Genomic DNA, 11180 nt, shown 5'->3' on the forward strand with positions numbered 1-11180 from the left:
CCGTGCCCCTCCGGCATCTCGAAGAGCGCTCGCTCGACAAGTATTTCGATTCGATCCGCCACCTGCCCCTGCTGACGGCGGAGGAGGAGCGGATCAACGGCCGTCTCTGGCAGAACGACCGCAATCCCGAGGGCCTGCGCAAGCTGGTGGAGGGGAACCTGCGCTTCGTCGTCAAGGAGGCGCGCAAGTTCGAAGGCATGGGCCTCGACCTGCTGGACCTCATCAGCGAAGGCAACCTGGGCCTCATCGAGGCCGCCAAGCGCTTCGATCCCGAGCGCCTCAACAAGTTCCTCACCTACGCCTCCTGGTGGGTGCGGCAGGCGATCTTCCACGCCCTGGCCGAGCATGGCAACAAGATCCGCCTGCCCCAGAAGGTGGCGGGCCACCTCGTGCAGCTCAACCGCGTGACCCAGAAGCTCAGCCAGTCGCTGGGCCGCGCGCCCTTCCTGCAGGAGATCGCCGACGCCGCGGGCCTGAGCCTCGAGGACGTAGAGCGCTACCAGCTGCTGCAGCAGACGACCTCCACCGTCTCGACGGAGCAGGGCCTGGGCGATTCGGACCTCACCGTGGGCGACAGCCTGGAGCAAGAGGTCGAGCCCTCGGCCATGCACACCCTCGACCAGGAGGCCTTCCTCGAGCAGATCGACGCCAGCCTGGCCTCACTCAGCGAGAAGGAGCGCACCATCATCACGCTGCACTTCGGCATCGGCGGCGAGGATCCGCTGACGCTCGAACAGATCGGCAAGCGCTTCGATCCGCCCATCTCCCGCGAGCGCGTGCGCCAGCTGGAAGAGCGCGCCTTCGCGCGCATCCGCGAACGCCGCCGCGAAGTGCTGGGCGGCTTCCTGCGCGGCGGAGACGGGCCATGACGGGAGCGCGCGCATGGTGAGGGGCCGCCCCGATTGCCCACGCTGCCACGGGAAGGGACTGGTCTTCGATCCGGATCCGCAGAAGCCCGTCTTCGTCTGCGGCTGCACCGCCGATCTGGCGCCCGACGCCGAAACGCTGGGCCTGCCCGCGCGCTACCGCGAAGCGGATTTCACCCGCTTCTGGAAGTGGTGGAACAACGCCCAGGCCAGCGGCGTGCGCGCCCTCCTGGACCGGGTGCCGGACCTCGAAGACCTGCTGGCCCGCCCCGCCGAGGAGGTGGGCGAACTGGAGGGCCGCGAGGATCTGGTGAAGCTGCTCCAGGCCCTGCGCAAGCGCCCCGAGCACGGCATCCGGCCCGCCGGCGCCGACGGCCTGGCCCAGTGGGCCACCTCGGGCAAGCACCGCTTCCGCCACGGATGGGAGCTCTGGTGGATCCACGGCCCCGCCCAGAGCGGACGCAGCACGCTGGCCGCCGCCGCGCTGCGGGCCTGGACCGAGCGCACAGGCCGCAGCGGCAGCTTCATCTCCGTGCGCACCCTCAGCCAGACCATCAAGGACGCCTACTACGACGTGCGCAGCTTCCAGAACCAGGCCTTCCAGAGCGTGCGCGACCTCATCGAGCCGCTGCAGGAACAGCCGCTGCTGGTGCTGGATGACTGGGACCGCATGGACACGGACATCCGCGTCGCCGCGGCCCTGGCCCAGCTGCTGGATCACCGCTACAGCGAAGAACTGCCTACCATCCTCACGGCCTCGTACCCGCCCGAAGCCATGGACCGGCGGGAGAACCATCCCCTCGTGCGCCTGGAGGATGCCAGTCTCTTCGAGCGTCTGCGCGGTGCCGAGCGCGTGGAGATGGTGCCGGCACTGAGGCCCTGGATCGACCGCATCGAACGCTGCTAGCTCATGAAAACGCCGATGAAAGCATTCCTGCGCGGCCTGCTTCGGCTGCACCTCTCCCGCTCGCGCGGCCTCTGGTTCGTCGTGGCGGGCCTCACGCTCCTGCTGGGCTGGGGCACGTTGCGGGTGGAGCGTGCCCTCGACCTCATGAGCCTGCTGCCCTCCGAGCATCCGGCCGTGCGCGCCAACCTGGAGGCGGGCGTCGGACAGCAGGAATTGATGTGGGTGGTGGCCGAGGGCGGAGAGGCGGATCTGGAGGCCCGGCGGGCCTGGGCCGAAGGGGTGGTCGACCGCCTGCTCACCGAGGGCAACCTGCCCCTGAATGGATTGGCCGCCGAGGGACGCCTGAGCGATCCCGTGCCCGTGCCGGGTCCCGGCGGCGCCAGCCCCTGGCCCGCCCTGCTGGCCGTGGGGGCCATCACCGAAGGCGACGCCGCCGTCAGCCGCCTCACGACGGAAACGCTCTACACCCTCGCGCCCGCCTGGCTGGGCGACCGCCTCGCACCGCTGACGGATCCCGCCGCGCTGCAGCGCCGCCTGCAGGCCACGGCCAAGGCCCTGGCCTCGCCCGAGCCCCTGTCCGCCGCCCTGGCGCGCCTCGACCCCCTGGGCCTGCGCGACCTCGCGCCCCAGAACGGCGAAGGCATGGCCAAGGCCACCGCCCTGGGCCGGGCCTTCACGCTGCGGGTGCGCACCGGATACTTCGAGACCAAGGATGGCCGTTTCGTGCTGCTGCCCCTGGTGGTGGGCTTCCCGGCCACGGATGCCAAAGCCACCACGCATCTCATGGCCTGGCTGGGCCGCGGTGCCAAGGGGGCCCTGCCCGCCTCCGCCAACCTGGAGGACGTGAAACGGGCACTGGCGCCCATGGAGGGCCGCGCCTTCCCGCTGCAGATCACGGGCGCCCACGCGATCACTGCCTGGGAATCCCACCGCCTCACGATGGAGGTGCTGTTCAGCCTCGGCCTGAGCTTCGTCCTCATCGGCCTCGTCTACTGGCTGGGCTTTCGCACCCTGGCGGGCTACGGCTTCGTCATGGTGCCCCTGCTCGTCGGCATGGTCTGGGCGTTGGGCCTCACGGGCTGGGTGCTGGGCCGGGTGAACCTCATGGCCGCGGGCTTCGGCGCGGTGTTGCTGGGCGTGGGCGACGACGTGGGCATCCTACTCTTCAGCCGCTACCGCGACGAGCGCCGCGCGGGCCGGTCCAAGGCCTGGGCCCTGCGCGCCGCCCTGCTCGGCACGGGGCCCGGCGTGGTCGCGGGCGCCCTGGCCACGTCCTTTGCCTTCCTCGCGCTGGCCTTCGCGCCCTTCCCCGGCATCCGCGACCTGGGCCTCACAACGGGGCTGGGCCTGCTGGCCTGCCTGCTCGCCACCTTCCTCGTGCTGCCGCCCCTCCTCTTGGCGCTGGATCACGGCACAGGCACCTTCGCCCCCGGACCCGTCCAGACTGCTGCTTCGCGCCACCGCTGGGCGCCCTGGGTGGCCCTCGCCGTGCTGATCCTCGCCCTCGTCGGCGCCCCCCGCACGCGCTGGGAAGAGGATCTGCGGCGCTTCCGCGCCCAGGGCAATCCGGCCCTCAACCTGCAGGAGCGCCTCACGCGGAACCTCGGCGCCAGCCTGCAGCCCCTCGCCCTCCAGATCCCGCTGGAAGATCCGGACCGCCTGCCCGCGCGCTGGAACAAGCTGAGCCCCATCCTGCGGGAGGCGGGCCTGCCCGTGCCCGATTGGAAGACCCTCGATCCCGAACTGCGCCACGCGCTGGGTTCGGAAACCTGGCGCCACCAGGTGCTGGAGGCCGCCGCCAAGGCGGGCCTGGATCCTGCGGGTCTGGAGGGTCCGCTCACGGCCCTGGCCGCCGCGGCCGCCGATCCCGCCCAGCCCGTGGGTGCCCTGCAGGCGATGCTGCCCCGCGTCTCCCAGCCCGAGGATCACCATCCCTGGAACCTCTGGGACGGCTTCCACAGGAACCGCAAACCCGCGCCCCTGGCCCCGGCGCTGACCGTGCCCATCCGCCTGGACGAGGCCGCCCTGGCGCGGCTCACGCCGAGCGTGGAGGCCGCCGGCGGACGCTTCGTCGGCACCCAGCCCCTCTTCCGCGTGGTGAAGGGCATCGCCAAGGAGGCCGTGCAGCAGGCCGTGCTGCTGGCGGTGGCGGGCATCTTCATCGTCATCGCCACCTTCGGCCGCAGCCTGCGCTTCGCGGCTTTCGCCCTCGTGCCCCTGCTCGCCAGCCAGGTGGGAGTCTTCGGCGCCCTGGGCTGGTTCGGCGAACCCCTGACCTTCCTCTCCCTCATGGCCATCCCCATCGCGCTGGGCGTGAGCGTCGACACGGCCTTCAACCTCCTGCATCGCGCGCGCCGGGAGGCGGATGCGCCCGGGCGCGTGGCGCGCGTGAACGCCGTGTGCGCGGGCACCACGCTCGCGGGATTTGGCGGCATGGTCTTCAGCGGCTACCGCGGCCTGCGGGGCCTCGGACTCGCCTGCCTGGGCGGCGTGGCGCTGGCGCTCCTGCTCACGCAGTGGCTGCTGCCCGTGCTGCTGGAGACATGGCCCCTGGAGAAGAAGTGAATCCGCTGAACGAACTGCTGCAGCCCCGATTGAACGAAGGCGCCGTGCCCGCGGCCGAAGTGATGGCCCTGGGCCTCTACCACCCGCAGCACGGCTACTACCGGCGGAAGGAAGGCCCCTGGGGTTTCGCGGGCAAGGACTACTACACGGCCCTGGATCTGGGGCCGTTGCTGGGGCAGACCCTCGCCCTGCGCCTGGAGGCCGCCTGGGAGCGCCTGGGCCGCCCCGCGCGCTTCACGGCCCTGGAGCCGGGCGCAGGGCGCGGCTGGCTCGGCCGCGACCTGCTGAACGCCGTCTCCGGGCCCTTCGCCGAAGCCCTCATCTACGTCCATCGCGACGACAATCCTGCAGCGAGGCATGCGGCTGAAGCGGCCCTGGCGCCTTTCCTCCAGGCGAATCGCGCGCGATTCGCCTCGGAAACCGATCCCCTTGAACCCTTCACCGGCTGCGTGTTCAGCAATGAACTCTTCGATGCCCTGCCCGCCCAGCCCTGGCGCTGGAATGGCGAGCAGTGGGCCCGCGAGGTGCTGGCGGCCTCCGGTCCCGAATGGCAGGCGGCGGATCCCGGCGAGGCCGGGGTCTGGTTCGCGGCGCAGACGGACGGCCTCGAACCCGGGGACGGAAGCATCTGGTGCGAGGCCCTGCCGGGTCTCGTGCGAGAGCTGTCCAGGGCCCTGGAGGCCGGGCTCTTCCTGGCGGTGGACTACGGCGAATCCGCCGACCGCCTGCTTGCCAAGGGCGCGGACCTGCGCCGCTTCAAGGCCCACGGAGTGGATGGTCTGTGGCACGAGGATCTGGGTGAGGCGGATTTGACATCCGATGTTGATTTCACGCGCCTGGCGCACGTGCTGGAGGGTGAGGGTCTGACTTCCCTCTCGCACATGGAACTGAGCAGGTGGATCCGCACCCACGCCCCTCTCGACGCCTGGGGCGCCCAGTGGATGGGCCTGCCGGCCCCCGACCGCATGAAGCGCACCGAGAACCTGCTCCAGCTCACCCTGCCCGGCATGATGGGCAGCCGCTTCAGGGTGCTGGAAGGCTGGAAGGGGAATGAAGGATGAGCCACAGATAAACACGGATAAACCCAGATGGAAAAACCATGCTTCATCTGCGTTTATCCGTGTTCATCCGCGGCTGCTTCTATTTTTCGGCGTAGACCCCGACACCCAGGTGGCTGGGCCGGGCGGCGTCGTGGAAGACGGTGTGGGTGGCCTTCTGGTAGTCGGCGGGCTGGGCCTCGTTGATGTTCATGAACACCTGGGGATTGCGGTCCATGAGGGGGAACCAGGTGCTCTGCACCTGCACCATGACGCGGTGGCCCTTCTTGAACGTGTGGAAGACGTCGTTCATGGACCAGGCGACGCGGGTGGGTTGGCCAGGCACGAAGGGGGCGGGCTTTTCGAGGCTGTCGCGGAACTTGCCGCGCATGACTTCGCCACGCACCAACTGCTGGTAACCGCCCATGGGGTTGGGTGTGCGGTCCCAGGGATCACCGCCCTCTCTGAAATCGGGGTTCCTGAAATCATCGGGGTAGACGTCGATGAGCTTCACCACCCAGTCGGCGTCGGTGCCCGTGGTGGCCACGAAAAGTTCGGGGCGCAGCGGACCAGCCAAGGTCAGGTCCTCACGAAGCGGCTCAGTCTGGAAGACGAGCACGTCCGTGCGGCGCCCGGCGAAGCGCTGGTCGGCCGACATGTACTCGCGGGGCATGCCGATGGCCACCTGCTCGATGAAGGGCACGGGCTTGGCGGGATCGGAGACGAAGGCATCGGAACCACCCTCGGGTGGGGGCGCCGTGAAGGCGAGCTTTCCCCGGGGCTGAAGATAGAGGGCCCGCGGCTCAGCCCGCCTGGGGGGCCAAGCATCGAGCTTGTGCCAGCGGTTGGCGCCGGTTTCGAAGACGGTGGCCCGGGCCAGGTTCGCCTCCTTCGCGCCCTTCAGGTGATGCATGAAGAAGGGGAACAGCACCTCGGACTGGAACCAGTCGGAGGTGGCAGATCCGAATTGCACGGGGCCCAGATGGTCGCCCTTGCTGCGTTCCCAGCCCCCGTGGAACCAGGGGCCCATCACGAGGCGGCTGTCGGTGGCCGGGCTCTGGCGCGCGATCGTCTGGAAGACCTGGAGGGCCCCGTAGATGTTTTCGGCGTCGAACCAGCCGCCCACGGTAAGCACGGCGGGCCTCACGTCCTTCAGTTGGGGGCGCAGGTTGCGGGCCTGCCAGAAGGCGTCGTACGTGGGGTGGTCCATCATCTCGTTCCAGAAGGCGATGTCCTTCGTGAACTGCCGGGTGGCGGCGGTGCTGCCCAGGCGCAGGAACCACTCGTAGCCGTCCGAAGTGCCGTGATCCAGGGTGCTGGGCCAGGCCTTGGTCGGCACGGGCCGGGGCTTGCCGAACGAGGTCATGAAGTTGAAGGCGTGGGGCAGCCAGAGGGCGCCGTTCCGATGGAAATCATCCCCCTGGAACCAGTCCACGATGGGGGCCTGGGGCGAGACGGCCTTGAGGGCGGGATGTCCCGAGAGCAGGCCCACGGCCGAGTAGAAGCCCGGATAGCTGATGCCCCACTGACCCACGCGCCCGTTGTTGCTAGCGGCATGTTCGAGCAGCCAGGCGATGGTGTCGTAGGTATCCGTGCTCTCGTCCACGGCGGCGCCGCTCACGGCGCGCTGGGGGCGCATGTTCACGAACTCGCCTTCGGACATCATGCGGCCGCGCACGTCCTGGTAGACGAAGATGAAGCCCTCCTGCTGGAAGCGGGCGGAGGGGCCCAGGTGCGCCGGAAAGGCCTCTTCGCCGTAGGGGTGGATGCTGTAGGGCGTGCGCTGCAGGAGGATCGGATAGGTCCGGCTCTTGTCCCTGGGCGTGTAGATGGCCGTGAAGAGGTGGGCGCCGTCCCGCATGGGGATCCGCACCTCGCGCTTGGTGTACTGCTCGCGGACCGTGGCCTCGGTCTTTTCCGCCGACCGCTGGGCCCGCAAATCGAGGGTGGGCGCCAGCAGGGCTGCGGCGAACAGGACTGCGGCCCGCAGAAGACGGGGAAGCGGCATGGGGGCTCCGGGTGGATACCCCATCTTACGCGGTATCCTGGTCCGTCAAGGCGATCTTCCTGTCCGGGCAGCCATTCTCCTCGACGGGACCGTCGGCTTTTGATGAACTGGAGGGTGCGCCGCTCGAAGGCGCCCTTCCCCGCCAGGACCTTTTCCGTCATGACGAATCCGATGATCCACCAACCCGCCGAATGGGATCGCCACAGCGCCTGCTGGCTGGCCTGGCCCAGCCACGGCCACCTGTGGCAGGAGAACCTGGCCTCGGCCCAGACGGAGTTTGCGGCCCTCTGCCTCGCCATCGCCGAAGATGGCGGTGAGGATCTGGATCTGCTCGTGCAGGACGATGTGGCCGAAGCCCAGGCCCGCGCGGCCCTGGCGCCCGTGCTGGGCCAGGTGCGCTTCCACCGTGTGCCCGTGGGCGACATCTGGCTGCGGGATACGGCGCCGATCTTCGTGAAGGCGGGCGGTGCGCTGCAGGCCGCCTGCTTCCGCTTCAACGGATGGGGCGGCAAGTACGTGCTGCCGGGCGACGATCAGGTGGCCCCGCGGGTGGCGGCCCTGAGCGGCCTGCCTTCGCGGGTTCATGCGTGGATCCTCGAAGGCGGATCCGTGGAGGCAGATGGTGAAGGCACCCTGCTCACCACCCGCCAGTGCCTGCTCAATCCCAACCGCAATCCGGGCCTGGATCAGGCGGCCCTCGAAGCGGCCCTGCGCAAGGATCTCGGCGCCGAGAAGGTGCTTTGGCTGGACGAGGGCCTCATCAACGATCACACCGATGGCCACATCGATACCCTGGCGCGCTTCGTGGCGCCGGGCGTCGTCGTGTGCATGGAGGCGCGCGATGCCGGCGATCCCAACGCCGCCACGCTGGCGCGCCTCGCGTCGGATCTCGAAGCCATGACCGATGCGCGGGGGCGGAAGCTGAAGGTGCTGCGCATCCCCTCGCCCGGCGCACTGGAAAACGAGGACGGCGAGCTCATGCCCGCCAGCTACGTGAACTTCTACATCGGCAACCGCAGCGTCGTCGTGCCGACCTACGGCACGCCCCACGACGAAGCCGCCGTGGCGGCCCTGGCGCCCCTCTTCCCTGGGCGGCGCGTGGTGGGCCGCTCGGCCCGCGCCATCCTCAGCGGGGGCGGCGCCTTTCACTGCATCACCCAGCAGCAGCCGGAGGTCCTGTGAACACGACAATCCGCGTCGCCGCCACCCAGTGCGCCTTCACCGCCAGCCTGGACGAGAACGTGGCCCGGGTGGAATCGCTCGTGCGCGAGGCCGCGGCTCAAGGTGCGCAGGTGATCCTGCCTTCGGAGCTGTTCGAGGGCTACTACTTCTGCCGCGAAGAGAAGGACGAATTCTTCGACTGGGCCAAGCCCGCCGCGGGACACCCCACCATCACCCGATTCCAGGCCCTGGCCAGGGAACTGGGCGTGGTCATCCCCGTCTCCTTCTACGAGCGGGACGGCCACATGTACTACAACAGCCTCGCCATGGTGGACGCCGACGGCGCCCTGCTCGGCATCTACCGCAAGAGCCACATTCCCGACGGACCCGGCTACGAGGAGAAGTTCTATTTCCGGCCGGGCAACACGGGCTTCAAGGTCTGGGACACGCGCTTCGGCCGTGTCGGCGTGGGCATCTGCTGGGACCAGTGGTACCCGGAATGCGCCCGGGCCATGATGCTCATGGGCGCCGAGATCCTGATGTATCCCACGGCCATCGGCACCGAGCCCGAGAACCCCGAGCTGGACACGAAGGACCTCTGGCAGCGCGCGATGATTGGACACGCGGTGTCCAACGTGGTGCCCGTGGTGGCCTCCAACCGCATCGGTCTGGAGGGCGACCAGACCTTCTACGGCCACTCCTTCATCTCGAACCACCGCGGCGACAAGGTGGCGGAACTGGGGCGCACCGACTCGGGCATCATCCACGCGGCCTTCGACCTCGACGAGATCCGCCGCAACCGGGCCTCCTTCGGCTTCTTCCGTGATCGCCGGCCCGACCTCTACGGCACGATCACCCAGCTCTAGGTTCCTTCGGCTCTCAGCGCCTCCGCCACGCCCTCGAGCCGCGCGAGGCCCTGGGCGAGGGTGGCGCGGTCCGGCGCGGCGCCGATGGAGATGCGCAGCCCCGGCTCCTGCACGGCCCGCGTGGCGGCGAAGACGTCTGAAGGCACCACGACCACGCCAACCTCCAGGGCCCGCCGGGTGAAGCGCTCGGGCCCGCCCGGAGGGGCGGGCAGCCACACGTGGGGGCAGTGGGGCGCGCCGCGCCAGGCGAGGTGGCGGAGATTTTGGGCGCAGAGGCGATGCCGGGCGGCGAGTTCCTTCCGTTGGGCGAGGAGGCGGTGCCAGGCCGTGCCGTCCTCCAGCCAGGCCGTGCCCAGGGCCATGCTCAGGGCCGTGACGTACCAGGTCGTGTGATGCTCAGCCTCGCGGGCCCGGGCCTGCAGCAGGGGCGGAAGCAGCAGGTAGCCCAGCCGCAGGCCCGGCGCGACGGTCTTGGAGAGGCCGGTCACGTACAGCACGCGCTCGGGCGCCAGGGCGGCCAGGGGCGGCGGCGCCCCCTCCTGCAGCAGGCCGTAGACGTCTTCCTCGACCAGGATCAGATCGTGCTTCCGGGCGAGGGCGACGATCTGCTCGCGCCGCTTCAGGCCCATGGTGGCGGTGGTGGGGTTGTTCAGGGTGGGCGACAGGGCCGCCACGCGAAGGCCCGCGCGGCAAGCCGCCTCCAGGCCCGAGGGCAGGAGGCCCTCCTCGTCCATGGGCATGGGGTGGAGGCGGCGGTGGCTCTGGCGCGCCACGGCCTTCAGGCCCGGATAGACGAGGGCTTCACAGGCAAGATCCTCGTGCTCGGAGAGCAGCCCCAGGGCCGTGTCCGCCGCGTGCTGCGCGCCGGCGCAGATCAGCACCCGCTCGGGATCGGCCGACACGCCGCGGCGCGCCATCCAGGCGGCGGCGGCCTCGCGGTGGAGGCGCGTATCGCCGGGACTCGGGTAGTTGAGGAAGCGCCCGCCTTCGCGGTGAAGGAGGGCCGCGAGCCCTTTGGCCAGGTCGTCCTCGGCGAGGCCCACGGGCGGGCGGTTGGTGGAGAGGTCGATGACGCCGCCCTCGGGCCGGCTGTGGAAGGCGAAGAGGGCTTCTTCCGAGGCCAGGCCCAGCACGTAGGTGCCGCGTCCCACCTCGCCGCCGACCAGCAGGCGGCGGGCGGCTTCGCGGTAGGCGCGTGTGATCGTGCTCACATTCACACCCAGGAGGTCCGCAAGGGCGCGGTGGGTCGGGAGCTGGTCCCCGGGCCTCAGCCGGCCCAGTCGTACCGCGGCTCCGATGGCATCGGCCACGGCCAGGTACGTGGGACGTGAATCCTCGGGAAGGTCGGGCACCCAGATTGTCATGCAGACAATTTTGATTCTGACCCACACAAAATCCAGCCCGGATGTGGGGCGCGGATCGCCCGGCTTGGGAGGATGCATGGGCAGTCTGGTGTTCAACGGACAGGTGGTGGCGCTGAACGAGGAGGGTTTCCTCGTGGAGCCGGGCCTCTGGAACGAGGATCTGGCGCGGGTCTTGGCCCGGGAGGAAGAGGGGCTCGAGACCCTGGACGAGGAGCACTGGGCGGTCATCCGGTTCATCCGCGCGCACTTCGAGGAGAAGCAGGGGGCGCCCATGGTCCGCGCGGTCTGCAAGGGCACGGGTCTGCGGCTCCAGCGCATCTACGACCTCTTTCCCAGTGGCCCCGCCAAGGGCGCCTGCAAGCTGGCGGGCCTGCCCAAGCCCGACGGCTGCGTCTAGGGGGTGTCG

The 11180-nt window shown here is 69.9% G+C and carries 9 protein-coding genes; 7 read left to right on the top strand and 2 right to left on the bottom strand.

Annotated elements, in window-relative coordinates:
- Positions 1-2 precede the first annotated feature (2 nt).
- Genes QSJ34_RS09265 through QSJ34_RS09280 form a run of 4 tightly spaced genes read left to right on the top strand, consistent with a single transcriptional unit; the run spans position 3 to position 5399 of the window.
- On the top strand, positions 3-869 hold the full coding sequence (locus QSJ34_RS09265) for a sigma-70 family RNA polymerase sigma factor (protein ID WP_285574267.1): 867 nt from the start codon (positions 3-5) through the stop codon (positions 867-869).
- 13 nt (positions 870-882) lie between these two features.
- Positions 883-1773, top strand: a complete 891-nt coding sequence (locus QSJ34_RS09270; RefSeq protein WP_285574268.1) for a P-loop NTPase family protein — start codon at positions 883-885, stop codon at positions 1771-1773.
- Positions 1774-1788: 15 nt separating this feature from the next.
- Positions 1789-4338, top strand: coding sequence for an MMPL family transporter (locus QSJ34_RS09275; RefSeq protein WP_285574269.1), 2550 nt, complete (start codon positions 1789-1791; stop codon positions 4336-4338).
- Positions 4317-5399 (top strand): SAM-dependent methyltransferase, encoded by a 1083-nt coding sequence (locus tag QSJ34_RS09280; protein ID WP_285574271.1) that lies wholly within the window; start codon positions 4317-4319, stop codon positions 5397-5399. The genes QSJ34_RS09275 and QSJ34_RS09280 overlap by 22 nt, the downstream gene beginning before the upstream one ends.
- Before the next feature lie 79 nt (positions 5400-5478).
- Here the strand turns inward: QSJ34_RS09280 and QSJ34_RS09285 are convergent, their stop codons facing one another.
- Positions 5479-7383, bottom strand: coding sequence for a CocE/NonD family hydrolase (locus tag QSJ34_RS09285; protein ID WP_285574273.1), 1905 nt, complete (start codon positions 7381-7383; stop codon positions 5479-5481).
- Between the two features lie 114 nt (positions 7384-7497).
- Between QSJ34_RS09285 and QSJ34_RS09290 the strand changes: the two genes are divergently transcribed.
- Complete coding sequence (locus QSJ34_RS09290) at positions 7498-8565, top strand: agmatine deiminase family protein (protein ID WP_285574275.1); 1068 nt, start codon at positions 7498-7500, stop codon at positions 8563-8565.
- Positions 8562-9410 carry an N-carbamoylputrescine amidase gene (gene aguB, locus QSJ34_RS09295; RefSeq protein WP_285574277.1) on the top strand — a complete coding sequence of 283 codons (849 nt, stop codon included), beginning with the start codon at positions 8562-8564 and terminating at the stop codon, positions 9408-9410. Before QSJ34_RS09290 ends, aguB begins: the two co-directional genes overlap by 4 nt.
- Here the strand turns inward: aguB and QSJ34_RS09300 are convergent.
- Positions 9407-10774 carry an aminotransferase-like domain-containing protein gene (locus tag QSJ34_RS09300; RefSeq protein WP_285574279.1) on the bottom strand — a complete coding sequence of 456 codons (1368 nt, stop codon included), beginning with the start codon at positions 10772-10774 and terminating at the stop codon, positions 9407-9409. The genes aguB and QSJ34_RS09300 overlap by 4 nt on opposite strands.
- Positions 10775-10850: 76 nt before the next feature.
- On the opposite strand from QSJ34_RS09300, the gene QSJ34_RS09305 reads away from it, so the two are divergent.
- Complete coding sequence (locus QSJ34_RS09305) at positions 10851-11171, top strand: TusE/DsrC/DsvC family sulfur relay protein (RefSeq protein WP_285574280.1); 321 nt, start codon at positions 10851-10853, stop codon at positions 11169-11171.
- The last annotated feature ends 9 nt before the right edge of the window (positions 11172-11180 follow it).

It is taken from the genome of Geothrix limicola, assembly GCF_030268085.1.
GTDB classification, from domain to species: domain Bacteria; phylum Acidobacteriota; class Holophagae; order Holophagales; family Holophagaceae; genus Geothrix; species Geothrix limicola.

Coding starts and splice junctions, on each gene's coding strand:
- QSJ34_RS09270 (WP_285574268.1), top strand. CDS start 883: ATGGTGAGGGGCCGCCCCGATTGCCCACGCTGCCACGGGAAGGGACTG.
- QSJ34_RS09275 (WP_285574269.1), top strand. CDS start 1,789: ATGAAAGCATTCCTGCGCGGCCTGCTTCGGCTGCACCTCTCCCGCTCG.
- QSJ34_RS09280 (WP_285574271.1), top strand. CDS start 4,317: ATGGCCCCTGGAGAAGAAGTGAATCCGCTGAACGAACTGCTGCAGCCC.
- QSJ34_RS09285 (WP_285574273.1), bottom strand. CDS start 7,383: ATGCCGCTTCCCCGTCTTCTGCGGGCCGCAGTCCTGTTCGCCGCAGCC.
- QSJ34_RS09300 (WP_285574279.1), bottom strand. CDS start 10,774: ATGACAATCTGGGTGCCCGACCTTCCCGAGGATTCACGTCCCACGTAC.
- QSJ34_RS09305 (WP_285574280.1), top strand. CDS start 10,851: ATGGGCAGTCTGGTGTTCAACGGACAGGTGGTGGCGCTGAACGAGGAG.